Origin of the sequence: Clostridium algidicarnis DSM 15099, from assembly GCF_002934235.1 — a bacterium.
GTDB classification, from domain to species: Bacteria; Bacillota; Clostridia; order Clostridiales; family Clostridiaceae; genus Clostridium_L; species Clostridium_L algidicarnis.
Genome location: NZ_PTIS01000006.1, coordinates 89,056 through 110,697 on the forward strand (window position 1 = coordinate 89,056; position 21,642 = coordinate 110,697).

General features: G+C 30.5%; 20 protein-coding genes. 18 read left to right on the plus strand and 2 right to left on the minus strand.

What is annotated here, in order from left to right; genetic code table 11:
- Nucleotides 1-537 precede the first annotated feature (537 nt).
- From ptsP to BD821_RS06140, 7 genes are all read left to right on the plus strand, one after another.
- A complete protein-coding gene (ptsP, locus tag BD821_RS06110; RefSeq protein ID WP_104409724.1) occupies nt 538-2,154 on the plus strand; it encodes a phosphoenolpyruvate--protein phosphotransferase in 1,617 nt (538 codons plus the stop codon).
- Between the two features lie 152 nt (nt 2,155-2,306).
- Complete coding sequence (locus BD821_RS06115) at nt 2,307-2,864, plus strand: RNA polymerase sigma factor (RefSeq protein WP_104409725.1); 558 nt, start codon at nt 2,307-2,309, stop codon at nt 2,862-2,864.
- Between the two features lie 7 nt (nt 2,865-2,871).
- Complete coding sequence (locus BD821_RS06120) at nt 2,872-4,305, plus strand: DUF4652 domain-containing protein (RefSeq protein WP_104409726.1); 1,434 nt, start codon at nt 2,872-2,874, stop codon at nt 4,303-4,305.
- 363 nt (nt 4,306-4,668) lie between these two features.
- On the plus strand, nt 4,669-5,994 hold the full coding sequence (locus BD821_RS06125; RefSeq protein ID WP_104409727.1) for a tetratricopeptide repeat protein: 1,326 nt from the start codon (nt 4,669-4,671) through the stop codon (nt 5,992-5,994).
- 59 nt (nt 5,995-6,053) lie between these two features.
- Nucleotides 6,054-7,226 (plus strand): beta-aspartyl-peptidase, encoded by a 1,173-nt coding sequence (gene iadA, locus BD821_RS06130; protein ID WP_104409728.1) that lies wholly within the window; start codon nt 6,054-6,056, stop codon nt 7,224-7,226.
- A gap of 133 nt (nt 7,227-7,359) precedes the next feature.
- On the plus strand, nt 7,360-7,674 hold the full coding sequence (trxA, locus tag BD821_RS06135) for a thioredoxin (RefSeq protein WP_104409729.1): 315 nt from the start codon (nt 7,360-7,362) through the stop codon (nt 7,672-7,674).
- Between the two features lie 199 nt (nt 7,675-7,873).
- Nucleotides 7,874-8,734 (plus strand): NAD(P)/FAD-dependent oxidoreductase, encoded by an 861-nt coding sequence (locus BD821_RS06140; RefSeq protein WP_207719917.1) that lies wholly within the window; start codon nt 7,874-7,876, stop codon nt 8,732-8,734.
- A gap of 60 nt (nt 8,735-8,794) precedes the next feature.
- Here BD821_RS06140 and BD821_RS06145 read toward each other — a convergent pair whose 3' ends face one another.
- Together BD821_RS06145 and BD821_RS06150 are read right to left on the minus strand one after the other, a co-directional pair.
- Nucleotides 8,795-9,421 carry a cell wall hydrolase gene (locus BD821_RS06145; RefSeq protein ID WP_226104654.1) on the minus strand — a complete coding sequence of 209 codons (627 nt, stop codon included), beginning with the start codon at nt 9,419-9,421 and terminating at the stop codon, nt 8,795-8,797.
- A 59-nt stretch (nt 9,422-9,480) separates the two neighbouring features.
- Nucleotides 9,481-10,563 (minus strand): hypothetical protein, encoded by a 1,083-nt coding sequence (locus tag BD821_RS06150; RefSeq protein WP_104409731.1) that lies wholly within the window; start codon nt 10,561-10,563, stop codon nt 9,481-9,483.
- Between the two features lie 277 nt (nt 10,564-10,840).
- Here BD821_RS06150 and cdaA point away from each other — a divergent pair, with 277 nt between their 5' ends.
- The 11 genes from cdaA (at nt 10,841) to BD821_RS06205 (ending at nt 21,531) form a co-directional block, all read left to right on the plus strand.
- A complete protein-coding gene (gene cdaA / locus BD821_RS06155) occupies nt 10,841-11,692 on the plus strand; it encodes a diadenylate cyclase CdaA (RefSeq protein ID WP_029451337.1) in 852 nt (283 codons plus the stop codon).
- Nucleotides 11,659-12,885, plus strand: a complete 1,227-nt coding sequence (locus tag BD821_RS06160; RefSeq protein WP_104409732.1) for a CdaR family protein — start codon at nt 11,659-11,661, stop codon at nt 12,883-12,885. The genes cdaA and BD821_RS06160 overlap by 34 nt, the downstream gene beginning before the upstream one ends.
- A gap of 163 nt (nt 12,886-13,048) precedes the next feature.
- Nucleotides 13,049-14,650, plus strand: a complete 1,602-nt coding sequence (locus tag BD821_RS06165) for an NAD(P)/FAD-dependent oxidoreductase (protein ID WP_104409733.1) — start codon at nt 13,049-13,051, stop codon at nt 14,648-14,650.
- Nucleotides 14,651-14,795: 145 nt separating this feature from the next.
- The gene (gene buk / locus BD821_RS06170) at nt 14,796-15,887 is read left to right on the plus strand and encodes a butyrate kinase (RefSeq protein WP_104409734.1); all 1,092 of its coding nucleotides are present in this window, start codon (nt 14,796-14,798) and stop codon (nt 15,885-15,887) included.
- Nucleotides 15,880-16,785, plus strand: a complete 906-nt coding sequence (gene ptb, locus BD821_RS06175) for a phosphate butyryltransferase (protein ID WP_104409735.1) — start codon at nt 15,880-15,882, stop codon at nt 16,783-16,785. Before buk (BD821_RS06170) ends, ptb begins: the two co-directional genes overlap by 8 nt.
- 151 nt (nt 16,786-16,936) lie before the next feature.
- Nucleotides 16,937-18,010, plus strand: coding sequence for a butyrate kinase (gene buk / locus BD821_RS06180; protein WP_104409736.1), 1,074 nt, complete (start codon nt 16,937-16,939; stop codon nt 18,008-18,010).
- A gap of 228 nt (nt 18,011-18,238) precedes the next feature.
- A complete protein-coding gene (locus tag BD821_RS06185) occupies nt 18,239-18,901 on the plus strand; it encodes a P-loop NTPase (protein ID WP_104409737.1) in 663 nt (220 codons plus the stop codon).
- Between the two features lie 48 nt (nt 18,902-18,949).
- Nucleotides 18,950-19,159 (plus strand): 4Fe-4S dicluster domain-containing protein, encoded by a 210-nt coding sequence (locus tag BD821_RS06190; protein WP_029451329.1) that lies wholly within the window; start codon nt 18,950-18,952, stop codon nt 19,157-19,159.
- Nucleotides 19,160-19,176: 17 nt separating this feature from the next.
- Nucleotides 19,177-20,247: a 3-methyl-2-oxobutanoate dehydrogenase subunit VorB gene (locus tag BD821_RS06195; protein ID WP_104409738.1), complete on the plus strand. Its 1,071-nt coding sequence runs from the start codon at nt 19,177-19,179 to the stop codon at nt 20,245-20,247.
- The gene (locus BD821_RS06200) at nt 20,247-20,999 is read left to right on the plus strand and encodes a thiamine pyrophosphate-dependent enzyme (protein WP_104409739.1); all 753 of its coding nucleotides are present in this window, start codon (nt 20,247-20,249) and stop codon (nt 20,997-20,999) included. The genes BD821_RS06195 and BD821_RS06200 overlap by 1 nt, the downstream gene beginning before the upstream one ends.
- 1 nt (nt 21,000) lies before the next feature.
- On the plus strand, nt 21,001-21,531 hold the full coding sequence (locus BD821_RS06205; protein WP_029451325.1) for a 2-oxoacid:acceptor oxidoreductase family protein: 531 nt from the start codon (nt 21,001-21,003) through the stop codon (nt 21,529-21,531).
- Nucleotides 21,532-21,642: the final 111 nt, after the last annotated feature.

The following is a 21,642-nucleotide window of genomic DNA, read 5'->3' on the forward strand; positions in this document are numbered from 1 at the left end:
TTTTCCCACACTTATATAAGGGTAATTTAGGGTAAAATATTATTAATAAATAAGGGTTGATAAAATTTATCAGCTTATTGTGATACCATGATGTATATAAGTTAAAAATTTTACTATAATAAATATTTACATGGATAATATGCAAATAAAAACAAAAGATTTAATAGTTCTATTTTATATAATATAAATGTAGTTAGTAAAAGTATAACTGCAGTAATGTGTATAAAGTTTGATGGAGATAAGCTTAGATATGTTAAGTAATATAAATAGTAGAATTTAAATTGGCTTAATTTTGAGACTTTCTTTTACACTACTTTAAAACGTATAAATATATAAAATTAGTAGGACACTTGGCATGAATATTGCTTTATGTATTATAAGGTAGAATTGTGATAAAAGCTAATAAAATAGGATTCTGACAAAAGTTAATAACATGAAGAACTTTTTAAAATAAAGATAATACTATTATTTAGATAACTTATACAAATGAAAGGTGGGTGAAAATCCTGACTTTAATTATTTAAGTCAGGAAGAATTATGAAAAAAGGTATAGCCGCTTCAAAAGGATACGCTATTGGATATGTGTCAATAAAAGAAAATGAAGAGATAATAATAATTAATGATAAGGTAAAGGATACTAAAGGTGAAATAGAAAGATTGGTAAAAGCTTTAGATCTGTCTAGAACCCAAATAGAAGAAGTTAAACAAAAGGCTTTTGAAAATATGGGAGAAGAAAAGGCTGCTGTTTTTGAAAGTCACATTATGCTTTTAGAAGACCCTGAATTTGTAGGAGCTATTAAATTAGAAATTGAAGATAATAAAACTAATGCAGAAAAAGCTGTAAGTGTGGTATCAGGATCATTCTTAAGTATATTCGAAAAAATGGAAGATGAATATATGAAAGAAAGAGCTGCCGATATAAAAGATGTTTCTAATAGAATAATATTGAATCTTTTAGGAAAAGTTAAAGGCCTTGAAATTCAAGAAGAAAACACCATACTAGTTGCAGATGATTTAACACCATCAGATACAGCGCAATTAGACAAAGAAAAGGTAATTGCATTTTTAACTAATATTGGAGGAAGAACTTCTCATAGTGCTATAATGGCAAGAACTCTTGAAATTCCAGCGGTGGTTGGCATGAAGGATATAACTTCATTAGTTAAAAATAAGGACCTTGTAATAGTGGATGGTATTGAAGGAAATGTAATAATAAATCCAGATAAAGAAACTATTAAAATATATGAAGAAAAAGCTAAAAGTTATAATAAAGAAGTAGAAGAATTAAAGAGACTTATAGAAGTTAAGACCTCTACAAAATCTGGTAAAAGAATAGATGTATCAGGAAACATAGGACAGCCAGAAGATGTAAATAAGGTTATAGAAAATGGAGCTGATGGAGTTGGGCTCTTTAGAACAGAATTTTTATATATGGATAAAGATAAATTCCCAACAGAAGAGGAACAATTTGAATCTTATAAATATGTTCTAGAAAAGATGGAGGATAAACCTGTAGTTATAAGGACTCTAGACATTGGAGGAGATAAAAAGTTATCCTACCTTCCGTTACCAGAGGAAATGAATCCTTTCTTAGGATATAGGGCTATAAGATTATGTCTTGATAGAGTGGACATATTTAAAGTACAACTAAGGGCACTACTTAGAGCTTCTGTATTTGGAAACTTAAAAGTAATGTTTCCTATGATATCTTCTTTAAATGAATTTTTAAAGGCTAAAGAAATAGTAGAAGAATGTAAGAAAGAATTAAAATCAGAGGATATAAAATATAGTGATAATATAGAGTGGGGCATTATGGTGGAAATACCAGCAGCCGCAATCTGTGCAAAGGAACTTGCAAAACATGTTGATTTTTTCTCTATAGGTACAAATGATCTTATTCAATATACCCTAGCAGCAGATAGAATGAGTGAAAAAGTATCATACCTTTACGATCCAATGCATCCAGCTGTATTAAGTCTAATAAAGATGACTATAGAAGGAGCTCATAGTGAGGGCAAATGGTGCGGGATGTGTGGGGAAATGGCAGGAGATATAGAAGCTATACCTACATTAATAGAATATGGATTAGATGAATTTTCTATGAGTGCATCTTCAATATTAGGAGCTAAACAAATAATATTAGATCAGGAATAAAAAATGAATATATATTTTTCAAAAATCACAGGATTAACCTGTGATTTTTTGATATAATTTAAATTAGATGTAACTACACCTTAAAGCTTACGTATATATTATGAATAGGAATAGATGCATCCATTATTACATGGATTAGGAGCGTGTTATTTTTGGATGAAGATTTAAAACTTGTAAAAGAAATTTTAGCAGGTAATATTGATAGTTTTAATATAATGGTTAATAAATACCAATCAAACATAATTAAATTTGTATATGGAATGATAAAGGATAAAGAAGCAGCAGAAGATATAACTCAAGAAGTGTTTATAACAATTTATAATAAGTTATATATGTATAATCCTCAATATAAATTTTCTAATTGGATTCTGCAAATAGCTAGGAATAAGTGTATAGACTATATAAGAAAATATAAAAGAGTTTATGAAGCTAATATTGAAGATATTATAAGTGTTTCTTCAAAAGAGCCTTCACCAGAGGAAATATTAGAATTTAAAGAAGTAAAGGTTGTTGTAGAAAAATTTATTAATGGACTTTCAGATATAGATAGACAAATAATAATTTTAAGATATACTGAAAGCTTAACTTTTTTGGATATTTCCGAAATTATGAATATGAGTGAATCAGCAGTAAAAAGGAGATACTATAAATGTAGAGATAAATTTAGAGCCTTTTTTATTGATAAGAGAGAAAACATAAAAGGGGTGTAGTATTTATATGAAGTGTGATGTTTTCAGAAAAAAGATTTATGATTATATAGAAGATAATTTACAAAATGATATGAAAATTTCTATGGAAGAACATATAAATAAATGCCCTAATTGCAGGGATATCTATGAAAAGGAAATGGGAATAGAAAACACATTAAAAGATTCATTAGACATAAATACCACCATGTTTACTAATCTTAGAGGAGACATAGTTGCATCCATAGATAAAAGCAGATATTCTAAAAGCATTCCTAAAAAAATAAAATTCCACTTTTTTAGGAATTCTAAAAGATATATTACCTTGGCAGTGTTTGCCTTTGTGTTTTTAATGTCTGCACCTTATTTAAATAGGAATATATTCAATAAAGATGAAAGCTTGAAGATGGCAATAGTAGATCCTAAAGAAGACTTGAATAAGGATTTGAAATTAAAAAGTGAGAACTTAGGTAATAAAGGTATGGATATAAGTAACGAAGAAAATAGAAGTTCCAAAGAAGATAGAAACACTGTAGTATTAGAGATAAATAAAGATGAATATAAGGCTATATCTAAAAGGTTGGCAGATGAAACTTATGATAAAAGTGAAATTATACCTTTGTTTACAAAGGAAACTATAAGTTATGATTATAAGCCACAAGATTCAACACCTTGGATTTCTTCTTTTAATATGGACACTTCCATTTGTATTGAAGGGAAAGGAAGTTACTATTTAAAAGATAAAAGTGGAAGCATAATAGTAAGAGATAATGCTAAAAATGAGGCGTGGAAGATATCTTTAGAAGGTAAAGAAAAAGATAAGAATTACCCAATGTATTTAGAATGGGCAGATGATAAAAATATATTTGTAATAGTAGGTATAGAAAATCATGATATATCTCCTGGGGGTAACCTGTATTCAATAAATTTAGATACTATGAAAGCTAGTTTAGTTTACAATCCAACAGCTAATAAAGAAAAGATTACTAGTGTAGAAAATAACAAAGATAGCTTAGAATTAAAAACAATTTCCTTCAATGATGATTTAAAACAAGAATATCATGAAGAAAAAAGAACTATAAATTATAAAGAAGTAACAAACTCTAAAGAAAATTCTGTAACCTTATTATATGATTTTTCAAGGAATATAAATGAAGGAAATAAGGATGCAGCTTTAAACCTATTTGAAAAAAATTTCAAACAGGAATATAAAAATTATATTGGTGATATTAAGGACATAAATAAATTAAATATAAATAGAATAGTAGATGTAACAGATGCATCACTAGGTAAAAATAATAAATATGATTTTAAAGTCTATGGTGTAATGTCAGATTATGAAATAAATACTAGTGCAGATACAAAACTTAAAAGTTCAACTTACTACAATTATTTTGTCTTAATCAAACAAAAGACAGATAAAAACTGGAGTATCCTGCAAATACTAACACCACCACAAAACTAGGATATAAAATTATAATACTACATTGTAGGTGAAAATTAGTTACAAATATATTAAAGTTTTAACAAGCATAGTTTAGTTAATAGAATAAGGATATAGCTACCTTTTAGCTTAAGGTAGCTTTTTTATTTTAAATTAACATTAATATATGATAGAAATCATTGGTATAATTATATTTAATAGGACAAAGATTTTTATTTTATCTAAAAAAGTAGTTTTAAAACATTTACATAGTAATTATAATGAATTAAGGAAAACATATATATATAACAATTATAATGAATTAAAGAAAGCATATATACGGAAACTATAATGAATTAAGAAAAGATTAATAATTATTATAAGCATAGGGAAAAGGAGAACTACATGGATAACACGTCAAAAAGAATATACTCAAAGGCAATGAAATTATACCAAGAGGGGAACATAGATAAGGCTTTAAAGCTTTGTGAAAAAGGAATATCTGAGGATTTAAAAAATGCACCTATAATAAATCTTAAGGGATTATTATTTTACATAAAGGGTGATCTTAAGGGGGCTACTTCTCTTTGGAAGATAAATAAAGATGTAAGTAATGATTCTGTAGCTAAAAAATATCTAGAAGATTCTAATGGTGATAAAGAAAAAGAAAATTTATATAAGCAAGCTGTAAAGTATTTGAAAGAATTAAAATTACCAGAGGCTATGGAAATTTTAAATGTGTGTGAACAAAGTTCATTTAATAGCATAAATGTATATAATGCACTAGCTTTATTGTATATTAAAAAAGGTGAATATGAGAAAGCTAAGGAATATGTAGAGAAGGTCTTATTAATAGATAAAAAAAATAAGGTGGCTTTAGAAAATAAAAGAATGCTTAAAAAATTTGGAGTTTTAAAGTATAAATTTCCTTATGAAAAAGTTGCAGTTTTCACATTTTCTATAATTATTTTATTTGGGTTAGTATGGAGTATAAAAACTTATATTTATCCTTTTGGAAAGATTAAAATAGGACAAGCATATTCCAGCTATCATAATAAAAAAGAAGCTAAAAAGCAAGAGAAAATTAAAGAGAATAAAAAAGATGATGAAAAAGAGAATGAAGCCTTAGAAATAGATAAAGAAATAGAAGCGGATAACATTGAAGATAAAGGTGAAGATACAAATGACACCAAGGAGGATGAAAAAACAGATGAAAATAAAAGTTTCCCTTATGAACAGTTTAAAACATCTTTAGATAACAAAGATTTTAATGAAATTTATAGCTTTGTGAAAGCGTGGAACAATAAACCTTTAACTTTAAATGAAAAAAGTTTATTTGTAAAAGGAGAAGCCTTACTTATAGACCAGGGCGGAAAGTATTTTTATGAATTAGGAACTACATATTTGGGAGAAGATAATAAAGAAGCCATAAATAACTTTTTAAAAGCTTATGATTATTCTAAAGAAAGTTATTTAAACCCTCACATAATATATTATTTAGGAACTCTATATGAAAAAGAAGGAAATGTAGAAGAAGCGGTAAAATATTATGATGAATATATAAATTTATATGAAGGACAGGGCTATGAAGATATAGTGTTATATAATATGGCAATAATATATAAAGATACAGATAACAAAAAATCAAAAGAGTATGCTAAAAAGATAGAGGATATGTTCCAAAATTCTATATACAATAATTCGAAGATCCAAGAAATACTTAAAAATTAAGGAAATGATTGGAAGTTAGGGAAGCGCTTAAAAATTAAAGAAAGGGTGTGTGATTTAATATGATTACTATAATAAAAAATGTTGAAGTTTATGCCCCAGATTATTTAGGGAAGAAAGATATAGCTATCGCAGGAGGAAAAATAGAAGAGATAAAAGATTGCATAGAAGTACCAAAGGACTTTTTAGATATTAAAGTTATAGATGGTAGCGGAAAATTATTATTTCCAGGATTTATAGATGCACATGTTCACTTAATAGGTGGAGGTGGAGAAGGAGGCTTTAAAACAAGGACTCCAGAAATACAGCTGTCTGATTTAATAGAGGCTGGTATAACCACTGTAGTTGGATGTCTTGGAACGGATGGGGTTTGTAGAAATATGAATGCTTTATTTGCTAAGGCTAAAGGGCTTGAGGAAGAAGGTATGACTACTTATTTATATACCGGTTCTTATGAAGTTCCGGTGAAGACAATAACAGGAAATATAAAAGAAGATATCATGTTAATAGATAAGATTATAGGTGTTGGCGAAATTGCTCTTTCGGATCATAGATCATCTCAACCTACCTATGAAGAGTTTGTAAGACTTAGCTCCCATGCAAGAGTTGCTGGAATACTTTCAGGCAAGGCTGGTATAGTACACATACATTTAGGTGACGGCAAAAGAAAGATGGATTATTTAAATAAAATAATAGAAGACACTGAGATACCTATAACTCAATTTGTACCAACTCATATAAATAGGAGCATTGAATTATTTAATGAAGCTATTAATTTTGGGAAAAAAGGAGGATACTTAGATCTTACAACTAGTTCTGATCCGGACTTTTTAGAAAAAGATGAGGTTAAAGCAAGTAAGGGATTGAAATTATTATTAGATGAAGGTATATCAATATATCAAATAACATTTTCTTCAGATGGTGAGGGGAGTCTTCCTATATTTGATGAAAAAAGACAGATTATAGGCCTTGGAATAGGTTCTGTTAAATCTCTTTATAGAGAAGTAAAAGACGCTATTTTGAAAGACAAAGTCCCAGTAGAGGATGCTATAAGGACTATAACTTCAAATGTAGCAAAAGTATTAAAGCTTAATGATAAGGGATCAATTGTTAAGTCCAAAGATGCAGATTTAGTTATGGTAGACTCTGATTTAAATATAACAAATGTATTTTATAATGGAAAAGAAGTTTTTAATCAAGGAACATTGCTATCAAAAGGAACCTTTGAGAAGTAGAAGGGGTATAATTAATCTTAGTGGTAAATATATTGGGTTGATGGATATATAAAAGTTGACTATTATTGTTATATGTAATAAAATATAAACAAGGCATACCCGATAGGGGTATAATTTTAGGAGGTATAATATTATGATGAAAGAAGTATTGGATTCAAATTTTAAAGAAGAGGTTCAAAATCAAAGTGGAGTTGTAGTGGTGGACTTTTGGGCATCATGGTGCGGTCCTTGTAAGATGTTATCACCAGTAATAGAGGAGTTATCCAATGAAGTTACTACTGCGAAATTTGCAAAGGTGAATGTAGATGAAAATCCACAAAGTTCTCAAAACTTTAATATAGCAAGTATACCAACACTACTTGTATTTAAGGATGGTAAAGTGGTAGATACTATGGTAGGTTTTAGACCAAAAGCTGAATTAGAACAATTAGTTAAAAAGCATATTTAATTAATTAAAAGATAAGAGTGTTTTATATACTTTTAGTTAATGTATAGTATCTATAAAACATTGACTGGTATAATACATTTATGGAAATTTATTTATATAGGTGATTCTAAGGTTCAAGCAAAGTGAGTAATTACTCAAAGTGGGTATCTAGCTTAATCTTAGAATTATTTAATTTCCTCTAATTTAAGGAGGCATAATTATGCAAAGGTATGATATAGCTATTATAGGCAGTGGACCTGCGGGATTATCCGCTGCGATAAATGCAAAGATAAGAAATAAAAATATAATTATATTTGGATATGAAGATTTTAGTAGCAAACTTATAAAGGCCCCAAAGATAAATAATTATTTGGGATTTCATGATATAAGTGGTTTAGAACTTAAAGAAAAATTCAAGGAACATATAGAATCAATGAATATAGAGATTACCTATGAAAGAGTTAATAATATATATGCTATGGGAGAGTATTTTTCTATTATGGTAAATGAAACAATTTACGAGGCTAAATCAGTAATTGTTGCAACAGGCATAGAATATACAAAGCCTTTAAAAGGAGAAGAAGAATTTCTTGGTAAAGGCGTAGGTTATTGTGCTACCTGCGATGCACCTTTATATAGAAATAAGGTAGTTACTGTAATTGGATATAATAAAGAGGCAGAAGAGGAAGCAAATTATGTTAGTGAACTTGCATCTAAACTTTATTATATACCAATGTATAAGTCTAATTATGAGTTAAGAGATGGTATAGAGATAGTAGAAGATAGACCTATAGATATAATAGGTAAAGATAGGGTAGAAAAGCTTATCCTAAGTTCTAGACAGTTAGAAACGGATGGCTTATTTATTTTAAAGGACAGCATATCTCCAGCACAATTAGTACCAGGACTTCTTATGGAAGAAGGCCACATTAAAGTGGATAGAACTATGAAAACTAATATAGAAGGGTGTTTTGCAGCAGGAGACTGTATTGGTAGACCTTATCAGTACATTAAAGCATCTGGAGAAGGATTAATAGCAGCTTTAAGTGCTGTAAGCTATGTAGACTACAAAAGAATATAATAAGGCTTCCCAAAGTTATTTCTTTGGGAAGCTATTTTTATAATTTATATTGTTTTTATTTTAATTTACATCGAAAAACACATGATTTCCTATGGTTTTTATATTAGATTTATTTATATTTTTCATCCACTTAGAAGTTGCAGTATTTGGGTTGTAAAAAAACACAGCTTTATTTGTTGGATCATTACCTTTTATTGCATCCATAACAGCACTATAGCAGCTATCGTCAGGATTTTCATATACAGTATTATCTTTTACACAAGAAAATGCATTTTTTTGAATTATAACATCCCTTATTGTTTTAGGAAAGCTTGGATGAGACGCTCGATTTAATATTACAGAAGCAACTGCAACTTTTCCCTCATAGGGCTCTCCTTTGCTTTCTGCAGATACAGTTTTAGACATAAGGTCTATATCCTCCTTTGATACAAGTACCTTATTGTTACCAAAACTTATAACCTCCACTACGTTATTAGTTTCTTTATAAAGGTCTATAGAATTTATATTATTATTTTCAGAAACCTCTTGACTCAGGGGAACATATACGCCTTCAAAGTCCATAGCCTTAGTCTTAGTTTTATTTAAGGATATTTCAGGTATACTTTCGCTTGCATATACTTTTGGTATAGAGCTTCCAATAAGCATAAAGATCATAAGGAAAGTTAAACCTACGTAATATCTTTTCATAAAGAACCTCCTTTGGTTAACTGTGTTATTGGTATTGTTCCCCACTATAAAATTTTAATTCATTTATTTGCCTTTATTTCATCAGAAAAGGTAGTAAAAGTTGTGTTAAATTTTTGTAAACTCATTTCTATATCTTCATATTTACCTCTAATATCCTCATCTATTATCTCTAGAACACTTTTATCAGTAGTTGAATTAAAAACTGACTTTTCATTATTAATACTACGTTTAAGTTCTTTTAGGTAGATATTATAACTATTTAAAACCTCACCAAAAGCTTGATAGGTATCAATGGCATTAGGTGGGATTCTCATAGAATTAAATTCCCTTTTTATATCTTCAAAACTTTTAAAATCCTTTTCTATATCATTTTCTAATATTTCATAAGTGTATTTACCCTCTCTACATTTTTCAATGAGACTGAACTTATCCACTTTTAGAGATAAAAAGCTTTCTAACATGGAAGATAAAGAGGATTTAAATTTTAAATTGTCATTAGTTTTAATATCAATATCTCTTTTTTCTTTTATGGTTTTGTTAAAGGACATATAAGCCTCATTTATATATTTTATGCTTTCAGATGGGAAAATGTCTTTTGAGTGTTCAAAGTTACAATTTGAATATTCTTCAATGGCAATTTTTTTATAGTTTTCTACTAATTTTAAGGTTTCATTAAAATCTAAGGAATTAGAATTATCTAATAATACTTTTATTTGCTGGTAAAAAAGGATGTTATTATGTATACCATTTAAAAAGTTAGGACTTATATTAGGATTATCTTTAAAAATAACTTCAGTATCTTCTTTTAGAAGGATTAATTTATCTAAAGAAACATTTATTTTATTCAAATTTATTGAATTATCTTTCGTATAAATAGAGGTAGATAAATCTTTGTTTATTGAATTTAATTTAAGTATGGTATTATCTACAGATGTAGCTTTGTTTTTAGTAGCTTTAGGATTTAGATAATTAAATATACAAAAGGACACAATTATAATAAGGATAAGTGTCAATATTCCTATGATCCAATTTAAAAGTGTATTTTTAGTATTTTTAAAATTCTTAGTGTCTTTAGAGATGTCAGCATCTTTAATATCTTTAGTGGTGTTAGTATCTTTAACATTTTTAACCTCTTCATTCATATGTATCACCCCACATTTAAATTTTATTTATATTATAGAGGTTATTTTGCATATACTGTAAATGTAAGCCACATACTTTTATACAAAAAATATATTATCAAAAAATTTAGGACGAATTATATATCATCCTAAATTAAATATATTAGTATATAAGATACTTAATTACTAAAATAAGGTGCTTATTAAAATTAAAATAAAAAAACTTTTTGACAGGTACTATAAATATATATATTAGTGTATAATTATAGTTAAGATTTTGATTTAGAGGTGAGAGGCAGTGGATTTAGCAAGTATAATAAATACGGTAAAAAATATATCATTTTTTTCAATATTAGACATATTAGTAGTCTCTTATATTTTCTATAAGGGTTATATGCTTATTAAAGAAACAAGAGCAGAACAATTGTTAAAAGGAATATTGTTAATATTAGTTTTGATTCCTATAAGTTATTTTCTGAGACTTACAATGGTTTATACTATACTTAGTAAAACTATAACTATAGGGGTTTTATCAATCATAATTATTTTTCAACCAGAGATAAGAAGAGCATTAGAGCACCTCGGAAGAACTGCCTTTAATGAAAGACATATATTGCTAGAAGATGAAACACTAATGGAGGAAATAATAACAGAACTTGTAAATGCAGTAGAAAATTTATCTGAAAGTAAAACAGGAGCTTTAATAGCCATTGAGCAAACCACGGGATTAAACGATGTAATAGCCAATGGTACTAAGATAGATGGTATTGTTACAGCAGCATTGCTTGAAAATATATTTGTAGTAAATACTCCTTTGCATGATGGTGCTACAGTAATTCGAAACACTAGAATTGTGGCTTCGGGATGTGTATTACCACTTACAGGAAATACGGATATAAATAAAAAACTAGGAACTAGACATAGAGCAGCTATAGGGCTGTCAGAAGTATCAGATGCATTGATTGTAGTAGTTTCTGAAGAAACTGGGACAATATCTCTTGCTATAAACGGAAGACTTACAAGAAATTACGATAAGGATAAATTAAAAGATATATTAATTAAAATAATGAAAACTAGGCAAGTTAAGGCATCCACCTTAGGAGAGAGGGTGAAGACATGGATAAAAATAAAATTCAAAAAAACTTCTTAATTAAAATATTGTGTTTTATTACAGCTTTTGGAGTTTGGCTCTATATTTATAATGTAGAAAATCCAACTAGAAGCTATAAGCTAACTGGGGTTCCTGTAGAGATAGTAAATACTGATACTATTGAAAGCTCTAAACTTACGGTGCTACCAAATCAAGATCTTACTGTTACATTAACATTAGAAGGGCCAGCCTCTGAAGTTTATAGAGCTAAGGCAGAACAGTTTAAAATTGTAGTAGATCTTAGCACTTATGCAGTAAAAAAAGGGAGTAATCTTATACCTGTAGAGATAACTCAGTATCCTACAAATATAAACATTAAGAAAAATGAGTCTTTAAGGGTAAATGTAGAAATTGATGAATATATAGAAAAGAGTGTACCTGTAAAGCTTGAAGTAGATGTCACTACAAAGGACTCATATTATCCATTTGAGCAAGTAGTTAAGCCTGACAATGTATTGGTTAGCGGTGCTGCTACTTATGTTAATTCTGTGCAGTGGGTTTTAGCTAAGGGCTCAGCAACCAATGCAGATGCAGATGTAAGTTTAAATCTGCCACTAAAGGCTGTAGATGAGACTATGAAAGAAGTAAAAGATGTAAAAATAAACCCAACCACAGTAGATGTACTTATCCCAGTTAGGAAGTCTAAAAATGTAACTATAAAAGTTCCTACAAAGGGAGAAAATAATAAAAATATAATAATAAAAACTATAGAGCCAGCTCCGTCTTCAATAGATTTGGTTGGAGAAACTCAAGATATTGGTAATATAGAGTATATAGAAACAGAAGCATTAGATTTATCTACCATAACAGGTAATAACACTGTGACATTAAAACTAGCATTACCAAAGGATGCAAAGCCCGTTAATGGGAAGGATACTGTATCTGTAAAAGTTACAGTAGAAACAATAAACCAAAACAGTGTGTCAGTTCCTGTAACCATAACAGGTCTTTCAGCAGGCCTTAATGCGGAACCTGGATCTAAAAATATATCTGTAGCTTTAAAAGGAACAGATAGTTTATTAAGTAATATAAAAGATGGAGACATTACAGCTACCATAGATTTAACTAACCTTGCTGAAGGAGAACATTCAATTGCACCAAAGGTAAAGGTTAAAGAAGGAATGACTATTGAAAGCATAAGCCCAGAAAAGCTAAAGATTACAATAACCAAAGTGGTAAAACCAGAAGAATAAATGACAAAATAAATAACTAACAAATGCTTCTCAAAGGATTTCCTTGAGAAGCATTTTAAAAGTGAAAATGTAAATAATTGTCTTCACCTCTGGGGTGCTTCCAACTTATTGGAAGCACCCCAGAGGTGAAGACATAAAATGGAATAAGATTAAGGAGAATAATATGACTATAAGAATAAATAATATAAATTTAAAAATAGATGAAGATATGGATATGTTAAAAGGAAAGGTAGCTAAAAAGTTAGGGATAAATGAAGAAGAATTTATGGAGTTTAAAATAATAAAGGAATCTATAGATGCTAGAAAAAAGAATGATATAAGGTTTAATTATTCAATAGAGGTTAATTTAGAAAATGAAGGTATATTAATTAATAATATAAAAGATAAAGATGTCTTTATAGAAAAGGCATATGAGGAGTTAAATATAGAACTTGGTGATAAAAAACTAAGTCATAGACCTGTCATTGTTGGTATGGGGCCATCAGGCTTATTTAGCGCATTAATGCTAGCAAGATCTGGGTATAATCCAATTATAATTGAAAGAGGCCAAGATGTAGATAGAAGGACCAAAACTGTAGAAGACTTTTGGACCAAGGGAATATTGAATAAGGAATCAAATGTTCAATTTGGTGAAGGTGGGGCTGGTACATTTTCTGATGGAAAGCTTACCACTAGAATAAAGGATAAAAGATGTGATTATATATTAAGAGAACTTGTAAAAGGCGGTGCCCCAGAGGAAATAATATATAAGGGTAAGCCTCATATAGGTACAGATATATTAAAGGGAGTAGTTAAGAATATACGAAAAGAGATAATAGCTTTAGGGGGAGAGGTACTATTTGATCATAAATTAGAAGCTATTAATTCTAAAGAGGGAGTATTAACTTCAATTATGGTTAATGGAAGTGAGATACCTTGTGATTGCTTAATATTATCTATAGGTCATAGTTCAAGAGATACCTATGAGATGCTAAGCAAATCTTCTGTTTTAATGGAACCTAAGGCCTTTGCTATAGGGGTCAGGGTTGAACATAAACAAGAAGTTATTAATTATAGCCAGTACGGTAAAAATGCAAATCATCCAAGACTTAAGGCAGCGGATTATAGATTAGCATATAGAAGTGAAAAGTTACAAAGATCTGTTTATTCATTTTGTATGTGTCCTGGAGGAGAGGTTGTTGGTGCAAGCTCAGAGGAAAATTTACTTGTGGTAAATGGGATGAGTTATTATAAAAGAGATTTAGAAAATGCAAACTCAGCCATAGTAGTTAGTGTTTCAAAAGAGGACTTTGAAGGAAGTGATATACTAGCGGGAGTTAACTTTCAAAGGCATTATGAAAGATTAGCTTATAATTTAGGTGGGGGAGGATATGTAGCCCCAGTACAACTTGTAGAAGACTTTATACAGGATAAAAATAGTACTAAGCTATCAGGGGTAAATCCAAGTTATAGACCAGGATATGAATTTAAAGAGTTAAATAGATGCTTACCATCCTATGTTGTAGGTAGTTTAAAAGAAGGTATGGTGGATTTTGAAAGAAAGATAAAAGGATTTTCTAAAGAAGGGGCCATAATGACAGGAATTGAAACAAGGACCTCTGCTCCAGTTAGAATAATGAGAAATGAAAAGCTTCAAAGTCCCTCTGTGAATGGATTATATCCAGCGGGAGAAGGCGCAGGATTTGCAGGAGGAATAATATCAGCAGCTGTAGATGGCATTAAGGTAGCTGAAAGTTTAATGAAAGAATATTCACCATTATATTAATTTTTCTAAAAGTTATGGTTTTTATATAAAAATTTGTTACAATATATGAGTAAGCTCAGTTTTGTTCACGGCTTTTTTATAATTTTTAAAATATAAAAAGCCGTGAACAGAATAAATAAATTTAATATAATAGGGGGATTTTTATATGTGTGAAGATTACATATTAGCAATTAATCCTGGTTCAACATCCACTAAGATATCATTATACAATGGTGATATTTGTGTAGAAACTGAAAATATACTTCATACACCTTTAGAAATATCAAAATATGAGGATATCTATTTACAAAAGGATATGCGAACAGAATGTATATTAAATTGGCTGAAAAGAAAAGGTTTAGATTTAAATAAAATTAAAGCTGTAGTTGGTAGAGGTGGACTATTAAGGCCTATGCCAGGGGGAACTTATAAGGTAACAGAAAAGATGATTGAAGATCTTAAAATTGGATATCAAGGTCAGCACGCCTCTAATCTTGGAGGGATTATTGCATACGATATAGGAAAAGATATTAATGCACCAGCATTTATTGTAGATCCTGTAGCTGTAGATGAAATGGATGATGTGGCAAGGATATCAGGAATGCCAGAGATAGAAAGAAAATCATTAGTTCATGCTTTAAATATAAAGGCTGTTACAAGAAGGGTTTGTCAAAGAGTTAACCTAGACTTTAATAATAGCTCCTTTGTAGTAGCACACCTAGGTGGAGGAATTTCAATATCACCACTTAAAAATGGCAGGATACTAGATGCAAATAATGCCAATGAGGACGGTCCATTTTCACCAGAAAGATCAGGAGGACTTCCAGCTGGAGATTTAGTTTCCATTGCATTTAGTGGTAAGTATACTCAAAAAGAATTAAAAAAGATTATAATAGGTAACTCCGGGCTTGTAGGATATTTGGGAACCAATGATGGAAGAGAAGTTACAGAAAGAATAGCTAAAAAAGATGAAAGAGCAGAATTTATATTATATGCTATGTCCTATCAGATAGCAAAAGAAATAGGCTCTATGGCTACAGTTCTAAATGGAAAAGTTGATGCCATAATTTTAACCGGAGGTCTTGCATATAATAAGCAATTAGTTAATTGGGTTAGAGAAATGGTAGAATTTATCGCTCCTTTAGAGGTAGTAGAAGGAGAAGATGAGATGATGGCTTTATCTAAGGGTGCCCTTAGAGTTATAAAAGGTAAAGAAAAAGCAAAAATTTATGAAGAAGAGGTGCAAATAAATGGCTAAGACATTTGATGAAGTACTAAGTAAAGTAAAAAAAGGAAAGATGAGAACAGTAGCTGTAGCAGTTGCCCAAGATGAACCAGTGCTTGAAGCTGTAAAAGCTGCAAAGGAACAAGGAATAGCAAACGCTATATTAGTTGGAGACGAAAAAGCTATAAAAGAAATAGCAAAACAAATAAATATGGACTTAGAGGGTTTTGAAATAGTTAATGAAGAAAATATTGTCAAGGCAGCATTAAAGGCAGTAGAACTTGTATCTACAGGAAAAGCAGACATGGTTATGAAGGGCTTAATAGATACTGCAAACTTCTTAAGAGCAGTTTTAAATAAAGAGATAGGACTTAGAACAGGAAAACTTATGTCACATGTAGCTGTATTTGAAATACCAAAATATGATAGACTTATATTTATGACAGATGCTGCATTTAATATGTATCCAGATATTAAGGCTAAAATAGATATAATAAATAATTCAGTATATGTGGCAAAAGCTATAGGAGTAGATATGCCAAAGGTTGCTCCAATTTGTGCTGTTGAAGTGGTAAACCCAGATATGCCAGCAACTGTAGATGCATCTATACTTTCAAAGATGAATGATAGAGGACAAATAAAAGACTGTATTGTAGACGGACCTTTTGCTCTAGATATTGCACTTTCTATGGAAGCTGCTAATCATAAAAAAGTAGGAGGACAAGTAGCAGGACAAGCAGATATAATGTTATTACCAAATATAGAGGCAGCTAATGTAATGTACAAAACATTAACTTACACTACAGAATCAAAAAATGGCGGTCTTCTTGTTGGAACTTCAGCTCCAGTAATAGTTACATCAAGAGCAGATAGCTTTGAAACAAAATTAAACTCTATAGCCCTTGCAGCATTAGTAGTAGCTGCAAAATAAGTTAAATAAGTTTTTAAATATCTACAAAAAGATTCTATAAATAAATATTTGTAAGAAATATTTATTTATAGAAGTATAAGAATGAAAATAAAGATTAAATAATAAAAACAATAAAAAAGTAAAATAAAATATAAAAATAGGGGGAATACATATGTCATATAAATTACTTATAATAAATCCAGGGTCAACTTCAACCAAAATAGCAGTATATGAGGATGAAAAGGCTTTGTTAACTGAAACATTAAGACATACCTCAGAAGAAATTGAAAGTTACAATAGCATATTTGAACAATTTAAATTTAGAAAAGATGTAATTTTAAATGTATTAAAAGAAAAGAATTTCGATATAAAGGAATTAGATGGGGTAATTGGAAGAGGAGGCTTATTAAAACCTATAATAAGTGGAACCTATGAAGTAAACGAAGCTATGATAAAAGATCTTAAAGTTGGAGTCCAAGGCCAACATGCCTCAAATCTTGGTGGAATAATAGCAAATGAAATAGGAAAAGAATTAAATGTACCAGCTTTTATAGTAGATCCAGTAGTTGTAGATGAGATGGATGAGGTAGCAAGAATATCTGGAATGCCAGAAATAGAAAGAAAAAGTATATTTCATGCACTAAATCAAAAAGCTGTAGCAAAAAGATATGCAAAAGAAAGCAAAAAAAGCTATGAAGAATTAAACCTAATAGTTGCACACCTAGGTGGTGGAATTTCTGTTGGGGCTCACAAAGGTGGAAGAGTAGTAGATGTAAACAATGCCTTAGATGGAGAAGGACCATTTTCACCAGAAAGAAGTGGTGGACTTCCAGTAGCAGATCTTGTTAAACTTTGTTATAGTGGCAAGTATACTCAAGACGAAGTGAAGAAAAAGATAAACGGAAAAGGTGGATTTGTAGCTTATCTTCAAAGCAATGATGCAAGAGAAGTTATTGAAAGAGCTTTTGAAAAGGGAGATGAAAAAGCTAAGCTTTTATTTGAAGCTATGGCATATCAAGTGGCAAAGGAAATAGGCAAGAGTGCTGCAGTTTTATGTGGAAAGGTTGATGCTATAATATTAACAGGTGGAATAGCATATTCAGAAAAGATGACAAAGGCTATATCAGATAGAGTAAGCTTTATATCTAAAGTAGTTATCTATCCAGGAGAAGATGAAATGTTAGCATTAGCAGAGGGTGGACTTAGAGTTTTAAATGGAGAAGAAGAGGCTAAAAACTATAAATAAAGTCTCTTTTATGCTAAATTAAGCATTGAAAATTAAAGTGCAATTAACGAATTGTAAGAATATATAGGCATATTCAATATAAATGAATACTTAAAGCAGCTAAAAAATATGAGTTTTTAACAGATAAATCATAGTAAAAGACTAGTGTACTTCACATATATATACTATAATAAGAATGTAAGAAAAAATAATATAAAAAATTGAAGTAGCTTGGAGGAAAAAAATAGTATGAGTAGAATCAGAATTTTCACAGGTCACTTCGGCAGTGGCAAGTCCGAGATAGCTATAAACTATGCTTTAAATCTTGCAAAAAGTGGCAAGAAGGTTTCATTAGTAGATATAGATATTGTTAATCCTTATTTTTGTATAAGGGACTTAAAAGCGCCACTAGAATCTAAAGGAGTAAGAGTTATATCAGCAGATCCTAGCTTTTCAAATGCGGAACTTATGGTTGTACCACCAGAAGTCTCATCAGCATTTAATGATAAGTCTTCTGAAGTTGTAATGGACATAGGTGGAGACAATACAGGGGCTACAGTTTTAGGACAATACAATGCTTATTTGAAAGAAGAGGATTATGACTTATATTTTGTAATAAATAACAATAGACCTCTTACTTTAGACTCAGAAGCTGTAGAAGAACAAATAAAAGCTATAGAGTCATCTAGTAGACTTAAAATAACATATTTGATATCTAATACTAATTTATCTTATGAAACTACTACAGAACATATATTAAAAGGGGACAAAGATACCTATGAAACATCTAAAAGGTTAAATATTCCTTATAAATACGTGGTTTGCAGAAGAGATATGGTAGATAGTATAAAGGATAAAGTACATGCACAAATTTTGCCAATAGATATTTACATGAAGCCACCATGGCGTTAAAATCTAACAATAATATGTAATCGTTTTAAAATTAAGGAGGTATAGTTCATGCCAAGAGTTACATTTAGAGAAGAAAGATGCAAAGGATGTGGACAATGTATAATTGCCTGTCCCAAAAAGATAATAAGCTTTTCTGAAAAGCTTAATGAAAAGGGTTACCACCCAGCAACTATAACAGAAGAAAATATGGCATCTTGCATAGGATGTGCGTCCTGTGGAAGAATGTGTCCAGATTTAGTTATAACTGTGGAAAAATAATTTAAGGGGGATTTGAAATGGGACAAAAAGTTTTAATGAAGGGTAACGAAGCAATAGGCGAAGCAGCTATTCAAGCTGATTGTAAATGTTTCTTCGGATATCCTATAACACCTCAAACAGAAGTAGCAGCATATATGGCAAAAAAGATGCCTAAAATAGGAAGAGTATTTATGCAAGCAGAAAGTGAAATTGCAGCTATAAATATGATTTATGGATCAGCAGGAACTGGAACTCGTTGTATGACATCATCTTCTAGCCCTGGAATAAGCTTAAAAGCTGAAGGAATATCATATATAGCGGGAGCAGAACTTCCTTGCGTTATTATAAATATAGTAAGAGGAGGCCCTGGTCTTGGAAGTATACAACCTGCTCAATCAGACTACTTCCAAGCAACTAAAGGACTAGGTCATGGAGATTATAACATGCCTGTTTATGCACCAGCATCTATTCAAGAAATGGTAGACCTAATCCAAGGAGCTTTTGATGTAGCTGACATATATAGAACTCCTGTAATGATTATGGGAGACGGTATGCTTGGACAAATGATGGAGCCAGTAGAGTTTAAAGAAAGAAAGAAAAGAGAACTTCCAGAAAAGACTTGGGCAGCAAATGGCCTAAAAGGAAGAAAGACACATAACGTAATAAACTCACTATATCTTCAATCAGAGGATTTAGAAAAACATAATATAAAATTACAAGCTAAGTTTGCTAAAATAAAGCAAGAAGAAGTTAAATATGAATTATATAACTGTGAAGAAGAATGCGACGTAATAATGGTTGCATACGGAACCACATCAAGAATATGCAAAAATGTTGTAAAACTTGCAGAAGAAAAAGGGATAAAGCTAGGACTTGTTAGACCTATAACTTTATGGCCATTCCCAGTAGAAGCTTTTGAAAAAGTTATTGATAAGGCTAGACTTGGATTTATATCTGTAGAAATGAGTGCAGGTCAAATGGTAGAAGATGTTAGACTTGCTGTAAATGGAAGAAAGCCAGTAGACTTTTACGGAAGAACTGGTGGAATAGTTCCAACTCCAGATGAGATACTAAATAAAATTATGCAAATGGTAGGGGGTGCAAAATAATGGCAGTAGTATTTGAACCAACAAAAGGCTTATTAGACAAACCTACTCACTATTGTCCAGGATGTACGCACGGAATTATCCACAGATTAGTGGGAGAGGTATTAGTAGAATTAGATGTTTTAGATAAGACTATCGGAGTTGCTCCTGTTGGATGCTCTGTATTAGCTTATGATTATTTTGCCTGTGACATGTTTGAAGCAGCTCATGGTAGAGCACCAGCAGTTGCTACAGGAATAAAAAGATCAGTACCAGACTCAGTGGTATTTACTTATCAAGGAGACGGAGACCTTGCAGCTATAGGAACAGCAGAAATAGTACATGCTGCAGCTAGAGGAGAAAATATAGTAACAATCTTCGTAAACAACTGTATATATGGAATGACAGGGGGACAAATGGCGCCTACTACATTACCAGGACAAATTACAGAGACATCACCTTATGGAAGAGATGTTGCAACTCAAGGACATCCAATAAGAGTTTCAGAAATGATATCAACTCTTGATGGAGCTTGCTATGTAGAAAGAGTATCTGTAGACAGTGTTCCAAATGTTATAAAAGCTAAAAAAGCTATAAAGAAAGCTTTTGAAAATGCTATAGCAGGGAAAGGATTCTCTATGGTTGAGGTATTATCAATATGCCCAACTAACTGGGGACTATCAACTAAGGAATCACTACAATGGTTAAGAGATAATATGATGACACATTACACACTTGGCGTTAAAAAAGATACAACAGTACCGGAGGTGAAGTAAAATGGCATCACAAGAAATTATATTTGCAGGATTTGGTGGACAAGGAATATTGTCCATGGGTAAGTTTATAGCTTATGCAGGAATGGATGCTAATATGAATGTATCTTGGTTACCATCCTATGGCCCTGAAATGAGGGGAGGAACTGCAAACTGTTCAGTAATACTTGCAGACGAACCAGTAGGATCTCCAATAGTAACTATGCCAGATAGCGTAGTTGTTATGAATAGACCATCTTTAGATAAGTTTGAAAAAACTATAAAAAAAGGTGGACTTGTAATATTAGACTCAGACCTAATCGCAAGAGAAGTAGAAAGAGATGATATACAAGTTATAAGAGTACCAGCTCAAACAATAGCAGCAGAATTAGGATCAACTAAGATTGCTAATATGGTTCTTTTAGGAGCTTTAGTTGCAAAGACAGGTATAGTATCCATGGAAGTACTTCTAGGATCACTAAAAGATCATGGTAAAGAAAAGTTTTTTGAAGTTAATAAAAAAGCTTTAGAAAAAGGTGCAGAATACGCTAAATAAATAAATTTATAGCTGAAAAGCTCATAAAAATATAAACAAAAAAAGACTTTAGAGGTAAAACTTTAAAGCCTTTTTTTATTTCACGCAATGAAAATAAATATTTACAACGTA